The organism is Aequorivita aquimaris (assembly GCF_001573155.1).
GTDB classification, from domain to species: Bacteria; Bacteroidota; Bacteroidia; order Flavobacteriales; family Flavobacteriaceae; genus Aequorivita; species Aequorivita aquimaris.
In genome coordinates this window covers 46,200-72,136 of record NZ_JRWG01000005.1, presented here as the reverse complement: position 1 = coordinate 72,136, position 25,937 = coordinate 46,200, and the positions used below count along the sequence as shown (strand labels likewise).

The following is a 25,937-nucleotide window of genomic DNA, read 5'->3' as shown; positions in this document are numbered from 1 at the left end:
AAATGAAGAAGACCTTTTTTATTGCGATGGCAATGAGCGGTTTGCTCTTTTTTTCGTGCAAGGACAACCAGCCGGAAAAAGATGTGGCCCAATTGGAAACTGTCGAATCCACCGAGTTTGACTATAATGTGGAATCTTTCGGGGACGTAAAGATATTGCGTTACCAAATCCCGGGTTGGGACCAGCTTACCCTAAAGGAACAAAAATTAGTCTATTACCTTACCCAGGCCGGTCTGGAAGGGCGGGATATTATGTGGGACCAAAACTACCGCCATAATCTAACCATCAGAAAGGCGCTGGAAAATGTGTATGAAAACTATAAAGGCGATAAAACTACCGAAGATTGGAAGAATTTTGAAACCTATTTAAAAAGGGTTTGGTTCAGCAACGGTATTCACCACCATTATTCAAACGACAAATTGAAGCCTGAATTTTCTTCGGAATACTTAAAGCAACTTTTAACCGACACAAACACAACTTTGGAAGGCGAGGCGTTTGAAGTAATCTTTAACGATAAAGATTCCAAAAAAGTAAACCAGGCAAAAGGCGTGGATAATGTTGCGGAAAGCGCGGTAAACTTTTATGGGCCAAACGTAACCAATAAAGATGTGGAAAGTTTCTATGCGAAAAAGAAATCTCCGAATCCTAAAAAACCATTGTCTTTTGGGTTGAATTCTAAATTGGTGAAGGAAAATGGCGAGCTTAAGGAGTTGGTTTACAAATCTGGCGGACTTTACGGCCCAGCGATTGACAAAATTATTGGTTGGCTTGAAAAGGCACAGGGAGTAGCCGAAAACAAGGCCCAAGGCGATGCCATCGGTCTTTTGATTGAATACTACAAAACGGGAGATCTTCAAACTTGGGACGACTACAACGTAGCTTGGACCGCCGCCACCGAAGGAAACATAGACTATATAAACAGCTTTATAGAGGTTTATAACGATCCGTTGGGCTACAGAGGTTCGTATGAAACCATCGTTCAAATAAAGGATTTTGATATGTCTGAAAAAATGGCCGTACTTTCTGAAAACGCACAGTGGTTTGAGGATAATTCGCCATTGATGGACGAACACAAAAAGAAAAACGTGGTTGGTGTAACCTATAAAGTGGTAAATGTTGCAGGTGAGGCAGGTGATGCTTCCCCAAGTACGCCAATTGGGGTAAACCTTCCAAACGCAAACTGGATTCGTGCCGAAGTAGGCAGTAAGTCCGTTTCCCTCGGAAATATTATCGAAGCCTATAACAACGCAGGAAGCACGGGCAGATTAAAGGAATTTGTGCACGATGAAGAAGAATTGGAGCTGGAAGAAAAATACGGACAGAAAGCCGATAAACTCCACACCGCGCTTCACGAAGTAATTGGTCACGCTTCTGGACAATTAAATCCTGGCGTTGGCGAAACCAAGGAAACCTTGAAAAACTATGCCTCTACTTTGGAAGAAGGACGTGCCGATTTGGTGGGCCTTTACTATTTGTACAATCCAAAATTACAGGAGCTTGGCTTGGTTGACGACTGGAAAAAAGTGGGAATGGCAGCGTATGACGGTTACATCCGTAATGGTTTAATGACACAGTTGATTCGTTTGAATTTAGGTGATGATGTAGAAGAAGCACACATGCGCAATCGCCAGTGGGTATCTGCTTGGGTTTATGAGAAAGGAAAGGCTGATAACGTAATCGAAAAAATTACCCGCGACGGAAAAACCTATTTCAACATCAATGATTATGACAAACTGCACGACCTTTTCGGGCAATTGCTTCGCGAAACACAGCGCATCAAAAGTGAGGGGGATTATGCCGCCGTGGAAAATTTAGTTGAAACTTACGGCGTAAAGGTGGACCAAAAACTTCACGAGGAAATTTTGGAGCGCAATAAGCAATTCACTTCTGCACCTTACAGCGGATTTGTAAATCCTGTGCTTGTGCCAAAAATGGACGGTAATGGTGAAATAGAGAGTTTTACTATTGAGCAACCAAATAATTTTGCAGAGCAAATGTTCTTCTATTCTAAGAATTACAGCAATTTGCCTGCTGTAAACTAAAGGTATTTTTAAAGCAAAAAAAAAGCTCTTCGTCTATGCGAAGAGCTTTTTAGTTTTGAACAATTCAAATCAACACTTATAACGTAAGTTGAAAACGTAAACAGGAGTCTTCTGTAATTGTAATGGAACCATCCCAATTATAACCTTGGCAGCTTGCCGTATAATTATAAGTGCCTTCGGGTAGGTCATTAAAGTTTCCTCCATAACCATCATTAATGCAATCTGGTGTCCCGGCGTAGTAATAACCAGTTATAGTGCTGGTTCCAACACCGCTAAGATTAACGGTTATTGGCCCACAACCATAATCTTGGTTGGTCCAGAATTTAACATCTCCTTTACCGCTTCCGCCACCGCCGGTTCCGCCGCCACCTCCACCGGTTCCGCCGCCACTACCTGCATTGCTACAATCTACTCCGTATCCACCCACAATTACATCAATAGAACCATTGGCGTCCAGATTTGCTTCTAGAATAAATTCCACGCCATTTATAGATATGGTACAGGTATTTGGTGGAATATTCCCTAGATTATGTGCATAGAGTGTTACATAATTAAACCCATTGTATCCAAAATCGTAATCTACACTAATTGGGTCTGATGGACCTCTGAGTGTCTGTTCATCAATAATAGTATTGCCATTGGCTATTATAGAAACAATATCATCATCAACCGTTCCGTGATCCCAAACTTTAATATTAGTAATTCTGCTAGAAATTTCTATACACCCCAAATAATTGTTGGTTCTTCCAAAAGTGGAAGAAGGTATTATAGAAGTTTCGTTTACTTCTATTGGTTCTGGCTCCGGTTCAGATTCTTCTTTTTCACAGCTTATAAAAAAAATTGAAAAAGCTAATAAAAACGGAAAAACTAGTTTTAATTTGATCATATTTTAATTTGGTTTTTAGGTTACTTTTCTAGTTGAATGTATTTTGAATATTTGAAATTAGTGCTGTATTTAAAAAAAACCATAGTGCATCGATCTGTTAATTTCAATCTTCCTCCCTCCTCAAAGAGAAAAATTATTATATTTCCTCACTCACAATGCACCTGTAGGTTTTTTCATAGAAATTCAATTCGCTAATTCAATTAGTTCAATTGAAAGGTTTTGGGTTAGTCAAGGTTTAGATTGTCTGAGACAAAATTAAGACGGGAAGAGTTTTTGAAAAATACCTACTTTAGGGTATTTTTATCGAAACGGTACCTAAAAATGATTAAGAAAAATTATACAGGAAAGGGATAAACAGTAAAATATTTTTCAGCCAGAGAGAAAAATTAATTTTTTAAATACGTCTTTACGAGTAGAAGAAATACAATAAAAGCAATAAAACCCACTAAAATCCAGAGACTGCCCTTATACTGTTTTTTATGAAGTTTTTTGTCGCCACGATAGCTGTAAACCATAATAATGACGAAGACAATAAAAAATAAAACAGCAAAAACAAATTGGCCGGTAGTAAACATAAATGTGTAGTTTTACGGGGCAAATTTACACCTTATAAATTATAATATGAAGAATAAAATAGCCGCAGTGTCCGAATTTCACAATGCATTTGGATTGGGTATGAAGGAATCTCCCACTGCCGATCTAGGAATAAAGAAAAATCTTTTACGCTATGAACTTATGCGTGAGGAAAACGAAGAATATCTTGAAGCGGCAAATAGCAATGATTTGGTTGAGGTGGCAGATGCGCTAGGTGATATGCTCTATATTTTGTGCGGAACCATTATTGAACACGGAATGCAACACAAAATTGAAGAAGTATTTAATGAAATACAGCGAAGCAATATGAGCAAGCTTGGCAATGATGGTAAGCCAATATATCGTGAGGACGGTAAAGTTTTAAAGGGGCCCAATTACTTTAAACCTGACATTCGAGCTATACTTGATAAATAAAAAAATCCAAAACGAGAAGGTTTTGGATTTTTTAAAATGTACTGTCAGAAACTGTTATACAACCTCAAATCTCCAGCCAAAGGGATCTTCGCTTCTGTTGTACTGTATATTCATTAACTCATTTTTGAAGCGGGTTGCAAAACCATTCTTTTGCATTTCAAGTTCATAAACAGTTTCTTTATAGCTAAAGGCGCTTACAGGGCTTATAACCGCAGCTGTTCCCGCGCCAAAAATTTCCTTTAGACTTCCGTTCTTTGCGGCTTCCACAATTTCTGAAACCAAAACAGGTCTTTCTTCAACGTTAATATTGTCTCTTTTTGCAATAGCTATTACGCTTTTGCGGGTAACACCGTCTAAAATCCGGTCGCTTATTGGAGCGGTAAGGAGCGTATCATTCACACGAAAAAATACATTCATCGTTCCTGCCTCCTCTAAATATTTATGGTCACTGGCATCTGTCCAGATTACTTGCTGAAAACCTTTCTCTCGTGCCAAATTTGTTGGAAAAAATTGCGCGCCATAATTTCCGGCTGCTTTTGCAGCACCCACTCCGCCATTTGCCGAACGGCTGTAATGCTCAGCGATTACAACCTTAACATCTCCCGTATAATATGCTTGGGCGGGCGACATCAAAATCATAAACTTATATTCTGTAGATGGGGAAGCCGAAACCCCCACTTGGGTTGCCATTACAAAAGGGCGTATGTACAATGAATTCCCTAGGCCGGGCTTAACCCAATCCTTATCCATTTTTACCAGAGTTGTCAATGCCTCAAAGAATATATCTTTGGGAAATTCTGGTATGGCCATTCTTTTAGATGACCTGTTTATTCTATTAAAATTTTCTTCAGGTCTAAAAAGCCACACTTTACCATCTTCATCCTTAAAGGCTTTCATTCCTTCAAAAACTGCCTGACCGTAATGAAAAACCTTTGCCGCAGGTGAAATGGTTAAAGGTCCATAAGGTTTAATAGTAGGGTTCTGCCATTCTCCATCCTTATAATCACATTCAAACATATGGTCGCTAAAAGTGCTTCCGAAAGTAAGGTTGTCAAAATCTACATCTCCTATTCTGGAAGTTGAAACTTTTTGTATGTCAATTTTTTGGGTGGTGGAAGAATTCATGAAAAAGAATTATTTATTTTGTAAAAATAGGTAAAATTTAGGCCATATAAAATTCAAAAAATCATTAAAATTGCAACGCATTACCAATCAATAATTTATTAAATACTTCAAAATGAAAAAAATTCTATTTTTATTTTCAATAATGGCAGTTTTAATTAGCTGTAAAAACGAAAAAACTGAAGATACACCAGTGCTTGAAACGGAAGAAATAGCGGTTAACTATCAAACTTTTGGCGATAAAATTACCGATGAAGATGTTTTGACTAAATCAGAAATAATCGAAAAGTATAACGGTTTAAAGGCTGGCGACACCATAAACGTAAAATTTACTACGCAAGTGAAGGAAGTGTGCCAAAAGAAAGGTTGCTGGATGAAAGTTGATATGGGAGAGAACGAGGCTATGGTACGTTTTAAGGATTATGGCTTCTTTATGCCAAAAGATATTGCTGGTAAGAGCATCATTGCTGAAGGAAAAGCTTATGTTGAAGAAATGAGCGTTGAAGACCAACGTCACTACGCCGAAGACGGAGGCGCCACTCCAGAGGAAATTGCAGCCATCACCGAGCCAAAGCGCACACTTGCTTTTGAGGCACACGGCGTATTAATTCCCGAAGAGGAAAAACAATAATTTTTTGAAGAGAACTTTGTTTAAAACGGGCGACGGCTCTTACACCTTGCATATTCCAGAGTGGGACGAGCAATATCACTCTAAGCATGGTGCAATAGCCGAAGCCCTTCACGTTTTTATAAAGGAAGGGCTTTATCATTGGTTTTCTAAAAATAAGGAAACAGAAGTTTCAATTCTCGAAATCGGTTTCGGGACCGGTCTGAACGCACTCCTAACTTTTTTGGAAACTGAAAAAAATCCGTTTAAGGTCCATTATACCGGTGTTGAGGCATATCCCTTGGAGATAGGCGAGATTGTTAAGCTTAATTATACTTCGCTTTTAAATGCATCGGAAAAAATATTTTTAACAATGCACCATTCCCCTTGGGAGCAAATAAGCAGCATCTCTGAAAATTTCCAACTTACTAAACAGCAGAAATTCTTTTCTGAAATAAATTCTGAAAATTCCTTCAACCTTATCTATTTTGATGCTTTCGGAATCCGAGTTCAGCCAGAACTCTGGACCGAGGAAATTTTTAAAAAAATGTACACGGCACTAAACCCGAACGGCGCTTTGGTTACTTATGCGGCAAATGGCAATGCCCGTCGCGCCATGCAAACCGTTGGTTTTGAAGTGGAGCGTCTTTCTGGACCTCCGGGGAAAAAGGAAATGTTGAGAGGCACAAAAATTTAAATTCATTATACTTTGACTTTGCCAAAAGGGGGTAGATTAACCAATTTAAAACAAACAATTCACAATCTTCCGTTAACACCCTTTGCTATTCTCATTTGAATTTCTAAATTTAAAATTATGAGTAGAAAAGTGTTGATAACAGGTGCTACAGGCCTTATAGGTAGTGAAATTGTTCGTCAATGTCATGCTGCCGGAATTGCCGTTAACTACCTCACAACCAGTCGTGAAAAAATTGAAAACACCGAGAATTATAAAGGGTTCTATTGGAATCCTCAAAAAGGTGAGATTGATTTTCAGGCTTTTGATGGTGCAACGGCAATAATTAATTTGGTTGGAGCCACTATTTCTGAACGGTGGACCAAAAAATATAAAAAGATTATTCTTGAAAGTAGATTAGAATCTATCAATCTGCTACGCGATACGCTTCTAAAAATAGATCACAATATTGTACATTTTATCTCTGCAAGTGGTATCAGTATCTATCCAAACTCAAAGACTAAGCTATATACTGAGGAAAATGAAGAGGTTGATGATACCTTTTTGGGCGAAGTAGTAGTGGCTTGGGAGGCTGCCGCTGCCCAATTTAAAAATATGGGAATGGAAGTGAGCAAAGTACGCACAGGAGTGGTTTTGGCAAAAAATGACGGGGCTTTGCCAAAATTGGTAAAACCAATAAAACTTGGAGTGGGCGCACCCTTAGGTAGCGGAGAACAGTGGATATCCTGGATCCATCTTGAAGATATTGCAGGAATTTATCTTTTTCTTCTAACGAACCAGCTGGAAGGAAAATATAATGCAGTGGCACCAAACCCTGTTCAAAATAAAAAAATGACCAAGATGATTGCATCAAAGCTGGACAGTCCGCTCTGGATGCCAAACATTCCAGATTTTGCAATCAAATTGTTATTGGGCGAAATGTCTGTCTTGGTTTTGGAAGGGCAGTTGGTGAGTTCCCAAAAAGTTGAGAAACTTGGTTATCCTTTTAAGTATTATAATTTGGAAAACGCCTTACAGGATTTACTGTAAATAAAAAGAGAGGCAGTTTTGCCTCTCTTCAGTTTATAAAAAAATTCTTCTGGATTAAGCTTTATTGGCAACCAATGAAACGGTAATTTTCATAGCGTCGTTTATAAACTTATCGCCCAAATTTGGGAATATAGATTTTGAACCGTAGTTAACATCCCACTTAGTTCTGTCTATTTCAAAAGTCTCACTCTTGAGCATCATTTTATCTCCTTCCATAGTTACAGTTGCAGGAAATTCAATAGCATTGGTTTTGTCTTTAATGGTCAAATTTCCTTTAACCACGTTATTTTCGATGCCTGTCATTTCAAATTTAGCGGTTGGATATTCTTTTACATTAAAGAAATCACCTTCCTTGCCTTCAACAGTTCCTTTTAAGTGAGCCTCTAGATTAGCTTTGTCATCACCTTCCAGATCTTCATTAGTAATGCTGTTCATATCAATTACAAACTCTCCGGCCTCAATATTTCCATTGTTTAAATGAACCGTTCCTGAAGAAAGTTTTATTGTTCCGTGGTGCTTTCCAGTGGGCTTAGCACCCTCCCACATAATAGTAGAAGCAGCAGTGTCTACTGTATATTCTGTAGCCATTTCAGTGGCTTCGGAAGCTTCTTCTACTGTTGTTTCTGCTTCTTTTTCATTGTTTTTGCATGAGAAGGCTCCTACAGTGATAAAAGCCATCAACGTTATTTTCAAAAATGTAGATTTCATAAATATTGGTTTTTGTTTTGATTGGCAAAAATATGCTTAAACAAAATGAATTTTCTTAAAGTTATATTAAATTAAAATGCTGTGACATTTTGACATTTTAAAACAAATGGCAGTACTTTTGCTCCCTTCAGAAAAAATTGAAAGAAACGCTATTATGGGCAAAAAAGATAAAATGAAAGAAACCGAATATGAAGAAGAAGTAGGTTTTGACGAAACGGATATAAGTGAACAAGAAGCCGCTGAGGAAAAAGTAACCGATGCACTTGCCGAATTGCAGGAAGAATTTCAGCGTGAAAAGGATCGCTATCTTCGTCTTTTTGCAGAGTTTGAAAATTTCAAAAAACGTACTGCCCGTGAACGGGTAGATATGTTTAAAACTGCAGGTGCCGATGTAATTGGTTCTTTATTGCCAGTTTTGGACGACTTTGAGCGTGCCTTGAAAGAAATAGAAAAAAGTGAGGACGACAGTCTTCACAAGGGTGTGGAGCTTATTCATAACAAACTGCGTGAGACCCTTAAATCTAAGGGACTTCATTTAATGGATGTAAAACCGGGTGATGCATTTGATGCAGATTCGCACGAAGCAATTACCCAAATTCCAGCACCCGAAGATAAACTGAAAGGCAAAATTATAGATGTAGTGGAAAAAGGATATACTTTGGGCGACAAGATAATCCGCTACCCAAAAGTGGTTATAGGACAATAATATGAAGGAAGATTATTACGAAATTTTAGGAATATCAAAAAGTGCCACGGCTGCCGAAATTAAAAAGGCATATCGAAAAAAAGCGCTACAATACCATCCCGATAAAAACCCAGGCGATCACGAAGCAGAGGCAATGTTTAAAAAATCTGCCGAAGCTTATGAAGTCCTTAGCGACCCAAATAAACGTTCGCGTTATGACCAGTTTGGGCATCGTGCCTTTGAAGGCGGCGGCTTCGGCGGCGGTGGCATGAACATGGAAGATATTTTCAGCCAGTTTGGAGATATTTTTGGCGGTGCCTTTGGCGGTGGTTTCGGGGGCGGTTTTGGTGGCGGTGGCCGCAGAACCGTTAAAGGAAGCAACCTGCGTATTCGCGTGCAACTAACTTTAGAAGAAATTGCCAACGGCGTTGAGAAGAAAATAAAGGTTAAGCGGAAAAAATTAGCCAAGGGAACTACTTATAAAACCTGTTCCACCTGTAACGGCCAGGGGCAGGTTACGCGCATTCAAAATACTATTTTGGGCCGTATGCAAACTTCGGCTACCTGTAGTTCTTGCGGAGGCTTGGGCCAGATTGTAGATTCAAAACCCGCAAATGCAGATGCCGAAGGCATGCTGATTACTGAAGAAACAGTTTCTATCAAAATTCCAGCAGGTGTAGTAGATGGTATGCAACTGAAAGTATCCGGAAAAGGAAATGACGCGCCGGGCAATGGAATTGCAGGCGATCTATTGGTTGCGATTGAAGAGAAGCCCCACGAAACATTGCAACGTGAAGGAGACAATCTACATTATGATCTATACATAAGCTTTTCTGAAGCCGCCTTGGGAACCTCCAAAGAAATTGAGACCGTTACAGGAAAAGTACGTATCAAAATTGACAGTGGAGCACAGAGCGGAAAAATTTTGAGACTTCGAAATAAAGGCATTCCAAGTATAAATGGTTACGGAACAGGAGATTTGCTTGTACATGTCAATGTTTGGACTCCAAAATCTTTATCAAAAGAGCAACGGGAGTTTTTCGAAAAAATGAATAATGACGAACATTTTCAGCCAAAACCCGAAAAGGAGGACAAATCATTTTTTGAAAAAGTGAAAGATATGTTCTCTTAAATAAACGTTAAATAAATATTTTTATATATATTTGAAAAGTCGCTTCATCTTAGAAGTGATAATTTTTCTTTTTCATAGCAATTTTTTTCCCACCCAAGAATTTCGTTTTTGGGTGGGTTTTGCTTTTATAAGGTTTATTTTACCACTATTAACAATTGTAATAGTCGTGCCATTCACTTAAAATACTCTTAATAGTTATAATGCTTCACGGTCAAATCAATATATTTACATTCTTCAAATTAAATTCATGGAAAAACTTTTAGTGGTCAACAATGTTTCCAAAACCTATGGGGGTTATAAAGCGCTCAACAACGCATCCATAGAGGTAGAGAAAGGAAGCATATTTGGACTATTGGGCCCCAATGGTGCCGGAAAAACAACCTTGATCAGAATCATAAACCAAATTACCATGCCCGATACCGGTTCGGTTATTCTGGATGGGGAGCCGCTCCAACCCCACCATATAAAGTACATTGGCTATTTGCCCGAAGAGCGCGGCCTCTATAAATCTATGAAAGTTGGGGAACAAGCCCTATATCTGGCCCAGCTTAAGGGACTTTCAAAACAGGAAGCCAAGGAACGGCTGAAATATTGGTTTGACCGTTTGGAAATCGGCGATTGGTGGGATAAAAAAATACAGGAACTATCAAAGGGAATGGCACAGAAAATCCAATTTGTGGTAACGGTTCTCCACAAACCAAAACTGTTGATTTTTGACGAACCTTTCAGCGGCTTTGATCCCATAAATGCCAATCTCATAAAAGATGAAATTCTAAAGCTGCGGGACGAGGGTGCCACCGTCATTTTCTCCACCCACCGTATGGAATCTGTTGAGGAAATGTGCGACCATATTGCTTTGATTCACAAATCGAATAAAATACTCGATGGTAAATTGATTGATATTAAGCGCCAATATAAAAACAACACTTTTGAAATTGGTTTAATCACCCAGGACCACGCCTCAACCACTGCGATGCTAAAGGATAAATTTGAAATTTCGCCGGCAACCTTTAAAAGTATAAATAACGAGCTGCAATACAAGGTAAGAATACCGGATTCGGTATCGTCTAATGACTTTGTAAGTTACTTGACTTCCTTGGGGCAACTCACCCATTTTGTTGAGGTTGTACCTTCTGCCAGCGATATTTTTATTGAAACCATCCAAAAAAACTAACCCAGAAATGAATCATCTACCGCTCATCATAAAAAGGGAATACCTCACCAAGGTACGCAACAAGTCGTTCATTATTATGACTTTTTTAAGCCCACTTATTTTTGTGGGTATCTTTGCATTAGTCGCCTATTTGTCCAGCCTAAATAACGATACGGTTCGCAAGATTTCGGTTTTGGACGAAAGCGGTCTATTTAAGGATGAATTCAACAGCTCTCCGCATTTGCAGTATAAGCTCTTGGGCGAAACTACACTACAGAATGCAAAGGAAGAAGCTGAAAAAGAGGAGGTTTACGGTTTGTTGTATATTCCGAAAATTGACAGACTTGAGGATCTTTCAAAAGAAATAACTTTTTATTCCGAAGATTCCCCCTCGCTTTCCTTGATGGGCGATATAAATGATTTACTCGAGAATAAAGTAAACACGCTAAAACTTAAGGAAGCAGGAATTGATTCAGAAACCATTAAAAATCTTCACATAAATATAAGTGCCAATCAAGAAACTTTTAAAGGGAAAGAAACATCAAAACTGGGCTCCGGTTTAAAATTAATCTTTGGAGGTCTTGCAGGGTATCTATTGTTCATGTTTATCATTATTTATGGTAATATGATTATGCGCAGCGTAATCGAAGAAAAAACCAGCCGTGTGATTGAAGTTATTATTTCATCAGTAAAACCGAGGTTACTGCTTCTTGGAAAAATCTTCGGAACCACGCTTGCCGGAATTACACAGTTTGTAGTCTGGGTGGTGCTTATTCTGGTTTTAATGACCGTTGTAACCTCTATTTTCGGAATTGATCCCGCTTCAGCTACACCATCCCAACAAGTTTTGGATAATAGTGTCAACGGTGGCACGCAGCAGATTTTGCAGGATGTTATGATGGAGATCAATAATCTCCCCATTACCAATTTGATAATTATGTTCATCCTCTTTTTTGTTGGCGGTTACTTGCTTTACGCCTCCCTATACGCTTCGGTGGGTGCCGCAGTTGATAGTGAGACCGATACCCAACAATTTATGATGCCTATATTAATGCCTTTAATACTGGCAGTCTATGTAGGTTTTTTCACTGTTATTGATAATCCGCACGGAACGGTTTCACAAGTTTTTTCATACATTCCCTTTACTTCGCCCGTGGTAATGCTCATGCGTATTCCTTTTGGGGTGCCACTTTGGCAACAGATTATTTCTGTACTTATCCTGTTCGCAAGCTTTATTGCTATGGTTTGGTTTGCGGCCAAAATTTATAGGGTAGGTATCTTAATGTATGGAAAGAAGCCTACTTATAAGGAAATTTTTAAGTGGCTTAAATATTAACAGAAAGTATTACGAATGTTGCTATGCATTCGGAAATATTAAAAAAGAAAAATTATGAAAAGAAAATCATTTATAACCGTCTGCATTTTGCTATTTGCTTTTGGTATATCGGCCCAAACTACAGATTTGGCACGAGTAGAATATCTAGCATTGCCTTTTTCAAAATCAGACAACTCAATCAATCGCTATCGCGCCTTAGTACAAGTACCAATTCCTTTGGATAAAGAAAGGAAAAAGATATTTGTTGTGGGGCTGGAATATAGATATGTAGATGTAAATATTGAGGATACGGAAGATGTATTTGCTTTTAATGATAACATAGTAACCTCCACCCAACAAATGGACGCCTATCTAGGTTATGTTTGGAAACAAAACGATGATTGGCGCTTTGGGGTCAAGGGAGGCGTAAAAATTCAAAGTGACTTTGAAGGCAGTTTGGTAAGCGATGACTTTATTTATGAAGTGGGAGCTTACGCCATAAAGGATAAAAAGAAAAATCCTGAAGAAGGCAAAAAGCCATATCGTTTTATTGCAGGTCTTACCTATTCAACTACACCTGGTAGATGGTACCCATTGCCCATTCTGAATTATTACAAAGAGTTCCATCCCAATTGGACCTATACCTTGGGTGTGCCGAAAACAAATGTGCGCCATTATTTAAATGATACCCACAAAGACGCACTCCAGGCCTTTTTAACGTTAGATAATGTGTATGCCAACATACAGCAGAATTTTGTTCCTATTTCCGATCAAAATTCAGAAGCAAAACTGGCGGAAAGTATCCAGATGACAATTGGTCTTGTTGGATTGGGCTACGAACATTTCTTTACAGACCACCTCCTTTTTTACGGCTATGCAGCGCATTCGGTTTACAATGACTTTAGGTTGGAAGATGGCGATGGAAAAAAAATCTATAAGATAAATACGGAAAATTCCCCTTATTTTAGGGCAGGATTCAAATTTAAATATTAATGGCAAGAATACTAATAATAGAAGACGAAGCAGCAATACGAAGAGTTTTGGTGAAGATCCTTTCCGAAGAAAACCAGGGTTACGAGGTTTTTGAGGCCGAAGATGGCCTTGCCGGAATGGAAATCCTCAAAAAGGAAGATTTCGATTTGGTGCTTTGCGATATAAAAATGCCCAAAATGGACGGCGTGGAGGTCTTGGAAGCCGTAAAGAAAATAAAACCCGAAATACCGATGGTTATGATTTCCGGCCACGGAGATCTTGAAACCGCCGTAAATACGATGAAGTTGGGCGCATTCGACTATATTTCTAAACCGCCGGATTTAAACCGTTTGCTAAATACGGTACGCATCGCTCTCGACCGAAAGGAACTGGTAGTGGAAAACACCCGCCTTAAAAAGAAGGTTTCCAAAAATTATGAAATGGTCGGGGAATCGCCTGCCATTGTTCAGATTAAGGATATGATTGAGAAAGTGGCGCCCACCGAAGCTCGCGTTTTAATAACGGGCCCAAATGGAACCGGAAAAGAACTCGTGGCACATTGGCTCCATCAAAAAAGTGAGCGCAGCAACGGCCCGATGATTGAGGTGAACTGTGCCGCAATCCCAAGTGAATTGATTGAGAGCGAGCTTTTCGGCCATGTGAAAGGTGCGTTTACCTCGGCAAATAAAGACCGGGCCGGAAAATTTGAGGCTGCAAATGGAGGCACCATTTTCTTGGACGAAGTGGGCGATATGAGCCTTTCCGCGCAAGCCAAGGTACTGCGTGCCTTACAGGAAAACAAGGTGCAGCGCGTGGGCAGCGATAAAGATATAAAGGTAGATGTGCGGGTGATAACCGCCACCAATAAAAATTTAAAGAAGGAGATAGAGGAAGGCAATTTTCGCGAAGACCTTTATCATCGTTTGGCTGTGATACTCATCAAGGTTCCGTCATTGAATGATAGGAGGGAGGACATACCGCTGTTGGTAGATTATTTTTCCGAAAAAATCAGTTCCGAACACGGTACGGCAAAGAAGAAATTCTCTTCAAAAGCAATAAAGCTATTGCAGGAATACGACTGGACAGGAAATATCCGCGAATTGCGAAATGTAGTGGAACGCCTAATTATTTTGGGCGGAAAGGAAATAAGCGAGGAAGATGTAAAACTCTTTGCGAGTAAATAAGTTTATGGGTTTAAAAGTTTAAACGGTTAAATATAGTTCCACATTTTTTCAAAAAATCAACAGCAACCAAAGAAACAACAGAACCAATAGTATCCATAGAATCTAAAAGCATGAAAGACGTAAAAATCGAAGACTTTAAAGTTACTGGGCCCATTAAACTGGACGGCACTAAAAACGATTGGGATTTGGACGCTTCCGAAAAAGAGTTGGAAGACCATTTGGAGGACACCCGTAAAAAATTGGGCAAGCTCCAGGATACGCTTTACGCCCACGGAAAATATGCCGTGTTGGTTTGTCTGCAGGGTATGGATACGGCAGGCAAGGACAGCCTTATTCGCGAAGTGTTTAAGGATTTCAACGCCCGTGGGGTGGTGGTGCACAGTTTTAAAACGCCCACCGCGCTTGAAAAAAGACACGATTATCTTTGGCGACACTATGTGGCCTTGCCCGAACGCGGAAAGTTTGGGGTTTTTAACAGAACGCACTATGAAAATGTTTTGGTAACGCGTGTGCATCCCGAATATATTCTCGGTGAAAATTTGCCCGATGTAAATAGTTTGGATGATATTGACGAAGCTTTTTGGGACAGGCGTTTTCAGCAGATAAACGATTTTGAAAAGACCATTCAGCAGAACGGGACCATTATTTTCAAATTCTTTTTAAACCTTTCCAAAGATGAACAAAAGCACCGCCAACTCCGCAGGCTGGACAAACCCGAAAAAAACTGGAAATTCTCTCCGGGAGATTTGGATGAAAGGGAACTTTGGGAAGATTACAGAAAATGTTATGAGGAAGCCATCAACCGCACCTCAAAGCCGCACGCGCCTTGGTACATTATTCCTGCGGATGACAAGGAAACCTCGCGGGTAATCGTGGCCGAAATTATGCTGCAGGAACTAAAAAAATACAAAGACATAAAAGAACCGGAACTGGATGATGAAATAAAGGCCAAGATTTCGGAATACCGCGAACGGCTTAAAAATGATTAATTTAGCATCCCTTTAGTGCAACAAAGAATTGATTCCCATAAAATTTTATAAATGAAAATTTCGCTCCTCCCCACATTACTTTTCACATTATTCATTTCTTCCGTAAGTATTTCGCAGAACGCCGTTCAGGATTCCGTTATGCTGAAAAAATTGTACACCACCGCTCTAACCGATGGGAAGGCGTACGATTGGCTGGATTATCTTTCCAATGAAATAGGTGGCAGGCTCTCGGGTTCCTATGAAGCTGAACTTGCGGTAAAATATACCGAGGCAGAACTGAAGGAACTCGGTTTGGACAAAGTGTGGCTTCAACCCGTGATGGTCCCGAAATGGACGCGCGGCTTTAAGGAATACGCCTATATAGAATCGCCTACCGGAGATAAAACCATAACGAACATCTGCGCCTTGGGAGGTTCCGTGCCTACGCCAAATTTGGGAATAAAGGCGGAAGTTGTTGAGGTAAAAGGTCTGGAGGAATTGGCTGCCTTGGGAAGGGAAAAGCTGGAGGGAAAAATTGTTTTCTATAACAGACCGATGCAGCCCGAATTAATACAAACTTTTGAAGCCTACGGCGGCTGCGTGGACCAACGCTATTCCGGCGCTGCCGAAGCGGCCAAGTTTGGCGCCGTGGGGGTTATTGTCCGCTCGCTGAGCTTGAGAATGGACGATTTTCCACATACGGGCGCGATGAGCTATGGCGATACTCCCGTAAACCAACGCATACCGGCCGCGGCAATTAGCACCAACGGAGCCGAATATTTAAGCAGTCTCCTGAAATTGCAGCCCAATCTGTTGTTTTACTTCAAACAGAATTGCAAGACTTTTGACGATGTGCAATCCTATAATGTAATCGGGGAAATTACGGGCAGCACCAAACCCAATGAATATATGGTGGTAGGTGGCCATTTGGACAGTTGGGACCTCGCCGATGGCGCTCACGATGACGGTGCCGGCTGCGTGCAGAGTATGGAAGTATTGCGCCTTTTCAAAAAAGTGGGTTATAGGCCAAACCACACCATTCGCGTGGTGCTTTTTATGAATGAGGAAAACGGCCTGCGCGGTGGAAAGAAATATGCTGAAGAAGCGAAAAGAAAGAACGAAACCCATCGTTTTGCCTTGGAAAGCGATGCCGGCGGGTTTACGCCGCGAGGGTTTACATTTGATACCGATGCCGCAAATTTCCAAAAAGTGCAGTCTTGGGAAGGTTTGTTTAAGCCTTATTTGATTCACTATTTTGAAAAAGGATATGGCGGTGCCGATATCGGTCCATTAAAGGGAAATATCAACGTGCTTGCAGGGCTGCGGCCCGATAGCCAGCGGTATTTTGACTATCACCACGCGGCCAACGATACCTTTGATGCCGTTAACAAACGCGAACTGGAACTGGGGGCTGCCACTATGGCAAGCTTGGTATATTTATTCGATAAATACGGAACCGAGTAGAGTGTTCAGTATTCAGTTGCAGTAAGCAGTTAATTATAATTACCACCACACCACAAAGAACCGCTCCAGCTTATGGGGCGTTTTTCTATAGATTAACGGAGATTTTTTCAACCTTAATTGAGCGTCTATCAATGGTTTTATTTCTGAAAAAGAATACCATTGGGTAATTAAGTTTATGGGCAATAGCCATTCTTTTTTGGAAGGAATTGCATAGTGTACATCTACGTTTTCAACTAAATCTTCTGGTTTAAGGTAATGGCCCACGATGCACTCTTTTATATGCTTTGGAAATGTTTCAGCACTTAATTCCTTTGGAAGAAATAGAAAAGCTTTTAAACATAATTCCTGTGAAGTAGGTTTTGGGATTTCCAAGGATGCCAGCAAGTTTGAGGTTTCGGAAGTTTGGAGTAACGGAAATTGTTTGTGTTTTACCTTTTCCAGTTTTTCATACAGACTGTCCTTTCGGTTTGGGCCAATCCATTTTTGCTCTTCTGACTCACCTGCGTTTTCATCGTACAAATAAAACTTACACGCCAATTCAATATGAAGCACTTCATCAGTTTGAAGATTTCGAACTATATAATCCAATTCACCCAAGGTTTGCTTTTCACCATGAATTTGAAGGTTTGCAGCAAGCAATTCAAAGTTTTTTGATTGCTTTAAATAGGCTTCAAAACAAGCTTCCGCTTGTAGGCCCAGTACTGAATCCTTCGGAAAGATAAAGTTGCTCTTGTCTATGTTTTCAGCTGAAAAGACGAAATTTTTAAATGGATATTTCTCCGAATTCACTTTTAAATCTGGAGTGTTTTTGAAATGCTGTACAATGCTGGTTGTTTTGATGACTACCGTTTTATAACACTTTCATATTTCGCAATCCGTTCATCAACGGAAACTTTTGTAGTTAGTTCTCCCAACAATTCAAACGGAATGTTTTTAGGGTTTTTAAAGCGGATGCAACTCTTGCCCATATCCAGCTTATTACTGGCGTGTTTGGGGTATTCTTCCGTAAACCATTTCATCAAATCTGGATCGTTATAAATGCCCATATGGTAAAAACCTATGTGGTTTTTCTGCGATGCCAACGCCATAAACGGAAGCGCGTCTTTCGGATTGCAATGATAGCCATCAGGGTAAATGCTGTGCGGAACTACATAGCCCAACATCCCGTACTGCATGGTTTCCTCGAAACCTTTCGGAAGGTTTTTCTTTACTGTTTCGCGTAGCTTCTGCATTATTTCCTTTCGGTCCTCGGGCAGTTCGGCAATGTATTGGTCTGGCGTAGTGGCTTTGGATTGCATTTTTTGAGGTTTAAAGCTTAAGTTTCAAAGTTAAAAGAATTTTAGTGATTTTTTTAATGTGTACCTTATTGCTTTTTGTTGCAAAAAATTATAATTGTACTTTCCCATAAAATTTGAGAACAATGAGAATATTTAAAACACTTTCCATAATTGCCTTATTCTTTCTATTTACCTTGGAAGGACATTCGCAGGAGATTACCAAATACGATTTTCTTGAAGTAATTGTAGTTCAAAAAGCGAACAACCGCGGAAAGGTAAAACGTATAAAAGTGGAGGAGCAGACTTCGCTGATTGGGCAAAATATTTCTATTGATGAAATAGAGGATATCGAGGAAACTTCTACCTTACTGAATTATATGAATTCCCACGACTGGGAGTTTTTGGACAGGCAGTCTGTAGTTTCTGAAGATAACGACCCGGTGTGGATGAGTTATATTTTTAGAAAACGGAAGTAAGTTGTTGGATTTTTAGAATTTTGCTAATTGCTAAGCTATTTCCTTAAAATCTTTTCCATTGCCTTGCCTTTTGCCAGTTCGTCCACCAGCTTATCCAGATAACGAATTTTTTGCATTAGCGGCTCTTCTATTTCCTCTACTCGGTAGCCACAAATTACACCTGTTATTTTTGAAACGTTGGGGTTTAATTGTGGGGCTTCGTCAAAAAAGGTTTCAAAGGTAACTTTGGTGTCTAACTGTTTTTTTAATCCTTTTTGGTCATAACCAGTTAGCCACTGGATTATGGTATCTACTTCTTCTGCGGTGCGTCCCTTTTTTTCTGCTTTGGTTACATAGTGAGGATAAACACTCGCGAAGGACATTTTATAGATTCTTTCGTTTTTCATTTTTTTATAAGAATTTACACTTACTTTTTTTAGGTCTGTAAATAAATACTTTTAAAAGACTAGCAAGATAGGCAGCAGGTAAGAATTGCTACTTTATTTAACAACAATTACTAAGATACTTAACAAACTAAAGCGAATCATTTTTAATTATTTTTTCACCCATGTTTTTTGAGACAGGTCGTCGCACTTTATATTGGTTTATATTGGTAACCACAGTATCGGTTTTTATGAAATCGAGGATAAGCTCTAAGGTTTCTTGAACTTCTGGATGCTTATAGACCATAGCCTTTTGGTATTGCACAGCGGGTTCGCTCAGCAAACGTGCCAAGGGAGGCTCTACAACTCCCCATTTTTCAAATTCATAGTCCTTATAATCCTTGAGGGCTTTATCAATGGCTTCATTGTTTTTTTGGATGCTGTCCATAAGCGCCAATGGGTTGTCCACATCTGCTTTTAGAATAGCGCGTACTTTTTCATAGGTCATTTTATGTGGCATCATTAAAGGAACAACTGCAAATCCGCGATTTTTTATTTTCTCATAAATATATCCTGGAAGTTTATCAATGGAAGTAACGGTTTCAATTATGGAAGCAAATTCTCCTGATTCCTTAACGGTTTTTGAAGAAAATTTCCACAGAAACAACTTTTGCCTAATATAGAAATCGCCAGAATTGATGATATTTATAAAGATAGGTTGCACTTTTTGTTTAAATTCCGCTTCGCGTTCAATTGCGTCATATACTTCCAATGCGCTGAGCATCCCACTGTTTTCAAAATAGCCGCCATCCAGATAATTTCCTTTTTGACGGATTTTAGCCGTAGGGCTGAACAGCGGAAAACGATTGGTGGTTGATACTGCACCAAAATAAGTGAGCGCTACAGAGTCAGGACCATTCTTGAATATTGAAAGATTATCGGCTCCCGCAAAAGTACTGTCAGGAAACTGAACCGTTGAAACAACACCCTGCCTTCCAGCCACTGAGGTGGAATTCATTATAAGCGCAGGGAATTTACCTTCTCGTTTTTTATAAAGATTGCGCCATAAATCTAGATAACTTAGGTTTTGGAAGTCATCCATGGGCATGCCTGTGTTTTTGGCGTGCAGCTTCATACTTTTGTAGGAGCGATCCTTGCCGTGAAAATTGATGAACGGTAAGTATTCCCGAATCATATCGCGCCCCAAGAGGTAAGTGAGTTCATTTGATAATACATTGGATTTTCCTATTTTAAATATTTCATCATCCAAGTTTTCGTTCTGGGCGTGATAATTGCGCAGGGCAGCATAATTGCCTATGCCCACCGCACCACCGGAAACACCGGAAAGCACAATGCTGCGGTCAAAAAATTCACCTTGACTTAAGGAATCCAATTGGTTAAACAATAATAAATTCCACAGATTGGCCTTTAGTCCCCCGCCATAGGAACCCACAAAAAAGTAATTGTCTTTTTTAAAGGAATTGCTGGTTTCATTTCTCATGAACTCCTCAAAACCCATAGGATTAAGGGTTTTGACTTCAGTGAGTTCGTGAAGGTCATTTTCAAAGGAAGTCATATAGATGGCTCCGGAAAACAAAAAGATAATCAGCAGTGGCAACCAATATTTATAAAAATTCTTTGGGCCACTTTTTTTCTTTTTATCCTTTATTCCATCTACTTCCTTCGGTTCTTCCAATCTATGATAATACAATAGATGCTTGAAGAGAATGATGAGGATTGAATAAATAACAATAATATAGAGACAAATAATAACCAAGGGGCTGAACCAACTGGCAATCGCAAAAAAGCTATTGGCAAGAATGAGGCAAATCAAGGAGAATATTCCGCTGTACCTCATAAAATTTAAATAAAACACGTTATCGCTTAACTTCCCGAAAAACTTCAAATACTTAGGAAGTTTTTGGCTTTCAACATTGCCATATTTGTCAAAGAGTTTCAAGATATCTTCATTGAACATTTCCTTTTTTTCGGTGTGAAGTTCTTTCGAAAAAAATACGTATTTAAAATAGGTTCGGCATATTTTGAAATATACATAGAGATACATTTGGCAACCCAAAGTGATAAGAAACGCAGTGAAGGGAATGCGGTCCCATTTAAAGATGGCTACGAGAATAGCGGTTATAAGAACCATAATTATACAAGCCAGATAATAGCGAGGAAACCTGCTTACATATTTAAGAATAAATAAAACGGTTTCCTTTTTGGTTGCTTCATCGCCTTCTTTTAGGTTTTTTTTCCATTTGTTATAACGCTTTCCCCAATAATTATAAACGATTAATGTAATGAGAAGCAAGAAAGCCGAAATGTATGACGCATTAAAATTCACTCCAAAATAACGGGGAATCATCAACAGGAATATTTGGAACATCGCTATGTAAATGAGGACTCCCAAACTGCGCCGAAGGTTTTTAACAGCTTCATTATCAAAAGTAACACTTGAACCTGGCTTGGCCTTACTGGTGTCAAAATATATAATATTAAGGCCCAACCAACCCTTTTTGTCTTTAGGCATTTCAAGGCTCACACAATCTCTGTTCCCGTAAAGCCAAATATCATTATACACTGGAAAGTGTGAAAGCACCAGCGCCAAAAAACTGAGCAAAAAGAAGAGAATCACAATATTTACGGGCCTATAAAAAAGGTCAACTATCAGCGTGCCGCCTTGCTCCATAAACGTTACCATTACATAAATAATGATGATGAAAAGGATGCTCAATAAAGCAGTCTGTATAAACCGAATCAAAGTTTTGATGTGTGGTAAAAAGACGGTTTTAAGAAACCAATACATCAAGAACATGAAACAAACTGCATAAAGCGAAACTTTTACAGGAGTGATGTATTTTAAACTAATAAAGTCCCGTACCGATTTAAATTCGTAACCAAAGCCCTCCAAAACATCTGCAAGCAGTGCTAATGCGGCAAAGAACAAAAACGCCTGCTGTATGGTAATAAGAATTTTAAGCCGATCCCAATTAATGAATTTGTCCTTAAACAAATCGCGGATCAGATAGCCGATAATACTCAACAAGAGCGCTGCCCATATAATATCAAAAATGAAAAAGGCGTGATAATAAATTATTTTCCCAGAATTTTCAGGGCTGAAGATAAGTGCGTTTACTGCTTCAAAATTGTCAAAATGCCCGTGTTGTGGAGTTTCTATATAACTATTGATGCGAAAGGCAGCACTGATGATTATTAAAAGCAAGGAAATGACTACCCAGCCTACAACCCAATAATTTATACCTTTTTCAAGCCAATTTTTCATAATATAAAAATATATGGCCAAAGCAGAGGAGAACTTATGGCAGCGTTTTCATACTCGAATATACAAAAAAACAGCTACCAAAACACAAGTAGTCAGGCGTTTAAGGTGTGGCTTGCTAATTATAAAGGGCTATTGCCAAGTTTTGCCCTCAACATCTTACGGCTTCCCTAGATGTTTTCAACAAATTCCAGAAACACTTTTTTATGAAGGTCAAGGTCCATATTTCCTGAAAGTGATACACGAACAATATAATCCTTGTCGCCTTCCTTGGTTGTCCCTTGGGTTGAGGTTGCAGGGATGGTCCAGTAACTTCCTTTTAACTGGCCATAGCTCACGCAGAACTTACATTCATCAGGAATTTTTGTAATCATTAAATTGATTAGCTTCAAATTCAACGCTCTTTTGTAGGTTTCCTTTTCTTCAGCAGTATTTCCCTTTGTTGGAAGGTCCAATGAAAACACAGAAGGGGTAAAGCCTTGGGCAGCTAAACTTTCTGAAACAAAATTGATCTTTGCTTCCGGTAAGGTTTCGTGGATGAAGTTTACAAACTCACGCGTATTGTAATAAGCATCAATAATCCGTTTGTTCATGGAAGGCAATTGCTTTGCCAGAATTTCATATTGAAGCGCTTTAGCCTCGTTATCGCAGAGGGTTAGATGCAACTCTATTTTTTCCATCAAGGCTGCCGTTTTTGTATTTCCTACCACATAACCTGCCGTGCATTTTCCGCCACTTGGGAATTTTGAACCACTGGCATACGAAATGGCCCGCACCGTTGAAAGTATTTCCCCTTCGCCCAAGAAGTGATAGTTGGGGCAAAAGGTTTGATCCAAAATAAAAACAGGGTCTATAGCAGTTTCACCCGTTGCGGTTTTGCGCTCTTTGCTTAAAACAGCTTTCAATTCTTGCAGATCCGGGACTTCAACTCTGGGATTGGTTGGGATTTCAGCAATGATGTAAGGAACGGCATCTTCGTGGGCAATTTTAGTTAACACGCTATCGATACTTTGCACCATTTCATTATCGCCATCAACCAATAAATCTACTATTTCAACATTATCAAGGCAAGCTGCCACACGTCTTGCCTGATCGTTTGTGCCGCCGTAACAATTTGGAGGGACAATAAATTTGATGGCTTTCCCTTTGTGTTTTTCCTGCGCATCGTGGATGAGGCCCATCATAATTGCGTACTGAATAGAGAGTCCGCTGGAACCAACGAGTGCAGCTGTGGGGGAGCCGGTAATTTCCTTTATGGAGTTTAGAACGCTCTTTTTATCTTCCGCAACATTGCTTTTGGGTTCGGTAATGGACGTTTTCTCAACCAGCGCCTTAAGGGCCACAAGGCAATTGGCGGGCGTCATGGCGATGGTTTCCCTTCTGCGAACGTGCTGTATTTCGGAAATATAAGCTTCGTTTCTTTCGCCATTTACCGTTATAATGCTTCCGAGGGTGCCGTAAAGATTTATGAGAAAATCTACGTTGGGGTTGAGGTCTAGCTTTCCAATTTCATCTTTTTGTGAAATGAAAACGGTTGTGCCTTCAAACTTGGGAATGGCTGAAGGGGAATCAAGCTGTTTCAATTCAAAATTATACCCATATACATTTCCAATTATTTCAGCATCGAAAAACGAGGGCAGGGCATCAGTATAAAGAATTTGGGTGTTCTTTTCTGCCAATAAATTCTTCCGAAGGATTGCCAGGATAGGCGCCGTTTTTGAGGCAAAACTGATGACGTTCCCGGGTTTTAGATTGTTTGCCTTCGCAATCGCCCATTCCAATACACTTGAAAGCGGATGCCCCAAGCGGATATAATCGTAGGCGGTGGGCAATTGTTTTAGGGATGCAGTTTCGGCATTATTTTCATTGTAAAGGGTTTCGAATTGCTGAAGAAACTGCGTTTTTGCCAAGCTTTCATCATAAATATCAAGCCTGTGGGTGGTGAGGTTTAGCCAGTCTGAAGGCATATTATTTAATACGTCTTTTATATAATTGTGCATTTGGGCGTCTTGCATATTTTTCACTTTTTTATAGGGCGGCAAGTTACATTAAATTGATTTTTTTAAAGATGATTTAAGAGTTTTGTAACGTGTTGACAACTTATGGTAGTGGAAAATTATTACCTCTCACGTAAAAATAGCGTAAAACCAAATCGCTAACTTTCTCCACAGGGCACTATCAAATGCCAAAACCTCAAAAGTATGTTCAAGTATGATAAACAAACCAATATATAATAGAATAGGGTGTACCTTTCCGTTTCTCAACTTGTCCCAAATCCAAGCCACAATTATGAGGCTATCTGCTAGCACTACAGCAAACCAAATTTCAGGATTAGGAATATTGGGAAAGAAGTGGCGGAACCGAAACCACGCAGGCCACAGCACTACAATTGTAGCAAGAAGCATAAGGCGTTTATGCAAGTTCGGTTTTTTTCTATTATAAATGCCCGCGACCACCAAACTGAAAAACATAAGTCCCGAAGTGAGTACGCCAACAAATCCCGAATAGGCAGTAGGACCCAAACCTAAACCCAACTCCTTTTTAACAGCGAAAAGCCCCACGGGCACCATGGTTATAAATACGCCTGCGGCTACAAAAATGCCAAGCATACCGAGTATTTGGTGGAAATAATATTTTTTGAACTGAATCAAACTACTTTGTACCAGAAATAGAATAATCCACAAAAAGGCAAAAACGCCATGCAGGTGTACGGGCCAAGGGGCTGTAAAAGTTCCTTCGCCTACTGGAATAAAAAATGTTTTTGAAAAACCTATAAAAACTGCCAGCATAGCGACAATGGCCATTACAAAGAAAAAGGAAGGTTTTTTGCGCTTTGCGCGAAGTGGTACAATTGCTTTCATACAATGCTATACGAGATTGTAGAGGTATGCTAAATGTAGACAATTAATTGATAGGTAATATTCAGGTTGTCTGGTTTTTTTTAGTCTTGTCTATTCCAATCACCATTTAAAAATTCTAGAGTCCTCCGAATAAAATCTGCACTATTTAAGGGGCCTTCATGTGGCATATGCCAGCCATTGGGAACGTTTTAGTAAATTATTGAGGGAGAAGCTCGATTAAGCAATTCTGGCTATGGCGCTACTATTTTTAAAGCCTGTAAAACTATAATTTGTTAAAAGGTAAATTGCTTATACCCGACGCCACCAATTGTCCGGCGGCGTTTATGGTAAAGGGGGTGGCATTGGTAGCGCCGTCGTCATAATCTAGGGTAAGGGTGGCTTCGCTGCTGCTCCAGCTAAAGGGCCGAAGGTTTGAGATTGCGGTGCCGTCTGGCTGGGCTATGTATTCGGTACTGTAGCCGTTGCCTTCGGTATTAAAATACAGTTTATAGTCATATTCCGCGCTAAAGTCGCTGCGTTGCCATACGCCAAGTAAGCTTTTGGTTGATTCTGCATTGTTATTTTTTTCGTCGTTGTTGCAGGATAGGAGTGTTGTGATAGCGAGAAAGAGAACGGTGGCTTTAAGCGATTTATATGGTTTCATTTAGCGAAAGAAGTGTGATTGTTGTTGCTTTAGATGGGTTAAAAGTATGGAATATAGTTGATAAAT

At 39.6% G+C, this 25,937-nt stretch carries 25 protein-coding genes; 14 read left to right on the top strand and 11 right to left on the bottom strand.

The window, feature by feature from the left end; genetic code table 11:
- Positions 1–2: 2 nt before the first annotated feature.
- A complete protein-coding gene (locus LS48_RS09205; RefSeq protein WP_062622258.1) occupies positions 3–2,042 on the top strand; it encodes a dipeptidyl-peptidase 3 family protein in 2,040 nt (679 codons plus the stop codon).
- 76 nt (positions 2,043–2,118) lie between these two features.
- Here the strand turns inward: LS48_RS09205 and LS48_RS09200 are convergent, their stop codons facing one another.
- Positions 2,119–2,928, bottom strand: coding sequence for a hypothetical protein (locus LS48_RS09200; RefSeq protein ID WP_062622256.1), 810 nt, complete (start codon positions 2,926–2,928; stop codon positions 2,119–2,121).
- Between the two features lie 386 nt (positions 2,929–3,314).
- Positions 3,315–3,503, bottom strand: coding sequence for a hypothetical protein (locus LS48_RS15440; protein WP_062622254.1), 189 nt, complete (start codon positions 3,501–3,503; stop codon positions 3,315–3,317).
- Between the two features lie 46 nt (positions 3,504–3,549).
- On the opposite strand from LS48_RS15440, the gene LS48_RS09190 reads away from it, so the two are divergent.
- Positions 3,550–3,936, top strand: a complete 387-nt coding sequence (locus LS48_RS09190; protein WP_062622252.1) for a pyrophosphohydrolase domain-containing protein — start codon at positions 3,550–3,552, stop codon at positions 3,934–3,936.
- Positions 3,937–3,990: 54 nt separating this feature from the next.
- Here LS48_RS09190 and LS48_RS09185 read toward each other — a convergent pair whose 3' ends face one another.
- Positions 3,991–5,061 carry a branched-chain amino acid aminotransferase gene (locus LS48_RS09185; RefSeq protein WP_062622249.1) on the bottom strand — a complete coding sequence of 357 codons (1,071 nt, stop codon included), beginning with the start codon at positions 5,059–5,061 and terminating at the stop codon, positions 3,991–3,993.
- A gap of 112 nt (positions 5,062–5,173) precedes the next feature.
- Here LS48_RS09185 and LS48_RS09180 point away from each other — a divergent pair, with 112 nt between their 5' ends.
- The 3 genes from LS48_RS09180 (at position 5,174) to LS48_RS09170 (ending at position 7,388) form a co-directional block, all read left to right on the top strand.
- Positions 5,174–5,689 (top strand): DUF4920 domain-containing protein, encoded by a 516-nt coding sequence (locus LS48_RS09180; protein WP_062622247.1) that lies wholly within the window; start codon positions 5,174–5,176, stop codon positions 5,687–5,689.
- Positions 5,690–5,693: 4 nt separating this feature from the next.
- A complete protein-coding gene (gene mnmC2, locus LS48_RS09175) occupies positions 5,694–6,362 on the top strand; it encodes a tRNA (5-methylaminomethyl-2-thiouridine)(34)-methyltransferase MnmC2 (protein ID WP_062622245.1) in 669 nt (222 codons plus the stop codon).
- Positions 6,363–6,479: 117 nt separating this feature from the next.
- Positions 6,480–7,388 (top strand): TIGR01777 family oxidoreductase, encoded by a 909-nt coding sequence (locus LS48_RS09170; protein WP_062622243.1) that lies wholly within the window; start codon positions 6,480–6,482, stop codon positions 7,386–7,388.
- A gap of 54 nt (positions 7,389–7,442) precedes the next feature.
- Here LS48_RS09170 and LS48_RS09165 read toward each other — a convergent pair whose 3' ends face one another.
- Entirely contained in the window at positions 7,443–8,096 is a 654-nt protein-coding gene (locus LS48_RS09165; protein WP_062622241.1) for a YceI family protein, read from the bottom strand.
- A gap of 106 nt (positions 8,097–8,202) precedes the next feature.
- Here LS48_RS09165 and LS48_RS09160 point away from each other — a divergent pair, with 106 nt between their 5' ends.
- The 8 genes from LS48_RS09160 to LS48_RS09125 all read left to right on the top strand — a co-directional run bounded on the left by LS48_RS09160 (position 8,203) and on the right by LS48_RS09125 (position 16,969).
- Positions 8,203–8,802, top strand: coding sequence for a nucleotide exchange factor GrpE (locus tag LS48_RS09160; protein ID WP_078056409.1), 600 nt, complete (start codon positions 8,203–8,205; stop codon positions 8,800–8,802).
- Between the two features lies 1 nt (position 8,803).
- The gene (dnaJ, locus tag LS48_RS09155) at positions 8,804–9,913 is read left to right on the top strand and encodes a molecular chaperone DnaJ (protein ID WP_062622239.1); all 1,110 of its coding nucleotides are present in this window, start codon (positions 8,804–8,806) and stop codon (positions 9,911–9,913) included.
- 247 nt (positions 9,914–10,160) lie between these two features.
- A complete protein-coding gene (locus tag LS48_RS09150; protein ID WP_062622236.1) occupies positions 10,161–11,087 on the top strand; it encodes an ABC transporter ATP-binding protein in 927 nt (308 codons plus the stop codon).
- Positions 11,088–11,094: 7 nt separating this feature from the next.
- Positions 11,095–12,402, top strand: coding sequence for an ABC transporter permease (locus LS48_RS09145; protein WP_062622419.1), 1,308 nt, complete (start codon positions 11,095–11,097; stop codon positions 12,400–12,402).
- Positions 12,403–12,456: 54 nt separating this feature from the next.
- A complete protein-coding gene (locus tag LS48_RS09140) occupies positions 12,457–13,374 on the top strand; it encodes a DUF6268 family outer membrane beta-barrel protein (protein ID WP_062622234.1) in 918 nt (305 codons plus the stop codon).
- Positions 13,374–14,537, top strand: a complete 1,164-nt coding sequence (locus tag LS48_RS09135; protein WP_045080628.1) for a sigma-54-dependent transcriptional regulator — start codon at positions 13,374–13,376, stop codon at positions 14,535–14,537. The genes LS48_RS09140 and LS48_RS09135 overlap by 1 nt, the downstream gene beginning before the upstream one ends.
- A 110-nt stretch (positions 14,538–14,647) precedes the next feature.
- Entirely contained in the window at positions 14,648–15,526 is an 879-nt protein-coding gene (locus tag LS48_RS09130; protein WP_062622232.1) for a PPK2 family polyphosphate kinase, read from the top strand.
- Between the two features lie 51 nt (positions 15,527–15,577).
- On the top strand, positions 15,578–16,969 hold the full coding sequence (locus LS48_RS09125; RefSeq protein ID WP_062622230.1) for a M20/M25/M40 family metallo-hydrolase: 1,392 nt from the start codon (positions 15,578–15,580) through the stop codon (positions 16,967–16,969).
- A gap of 39 nt (positions 16,970–17,008) precedes the next feature.
- Here the strand turns inward: LS48_RS09125 and LS48_RS09120 are convergent, their stop codons facing one another.
- A complete protein-coding gene (locus tag LS48_RS09120; protein ID WP_062622228.1) occupies positions 17,009–17,758 on the bottom strand; it encodes a DUF1853 family protein in 750 nt (249 codons plus the stop codon).
- A 53-nt stretch (positions 17,759–17,811) separates the two neighbouring features.
- Positions 17,812–18,267 (bottom strand): DUF1801 domain-containing protein, encoded by a 456-nt coding sequence (locus LS48_RS09115; RefSeq protein WP_062622226.1) that lies wholly within the window; start codon positions 18,265–18,267, stop codon positions 17,812–17,814.
- A 122-nt stretch (positions 18,268–18,389) separates the two neighbouring features.
- Between LS48_RS09115 and LS48_RS09110 the strand changes: the two genes are divergently transcribed.
- Complete coding sequence (locus tag LS48_RS09110) at positions 18,390–18,722, top strand: hypothetical protein (protein ID WP_062622224.1); 333 nt, start codon at positions 18,390–18,392, stop codon at positions 18,720–18,722.
- 35 nt (positions 18,723–18,757) lie between these two features.
- On the opposite strand, the gene LS48_RS09105 is transcribed toward LS48_RS09110, so the two are convergent.
- From LS48_RS09105 to LS48_RS09085, 5 genes are all read right to left on the bottom strand, one after another.
- Positions 18,758–19,108: a DUF2200 domain-containing protein gene (locus LS48_RS09105; RefSeq protein WP_062622222.1), complete on the bottom strand. Its 351-nt coding sequence runs from the start codon at positions 19,106–19,108 to the stop codon at positions 18,758–18,760.
- Between the two features lie 127 nt (positions 19,109–19,235).
- Entirely contained in the window at positions 19,236–22,370 is a 3,135-nt protein-coding gene (locus LS48_RS09100) for a hypothetical protein (protein ID WP_062622220.1), read from the bottom strand.
- 167 nt (positions 22,371–22,537) lie between these two features.
- Positions 22,538–24,382, bottom strand: coding sequence for a PLP-dependent aminotransferase family protein (locus LS48_RS09095; protein ID WP_062622418.1), 1,845 nt, complete (start codon positions 24,380–24,382; stop codon positions 22,538–22,540).
- Positions 24,383–24,493: 111 nt separating this feature from the next.
- A complete protein-coding gene (locus LS48_RS09090) occupies positions 24,494–25,228 on the bottom strand; it encodes a hypothetical protein (protein ID WP_062622218.1) in 735 nt (244 codons plus the stop codon).
- Positions 25,229–25,490: 262 nt separating this feature from the next.
- Positions 25,491–25,871, bottom strand: coding sequence for a lipocalin family protein (locus tag LS48_RS09085; RefSeq protein WP_062622215.1), 381 nt, complete (start codon positions 25,869–25,871; stop codon positions 25,491–25,493).
- Positions 25,872–25,937: the final 66 nt, after the last annotated feature.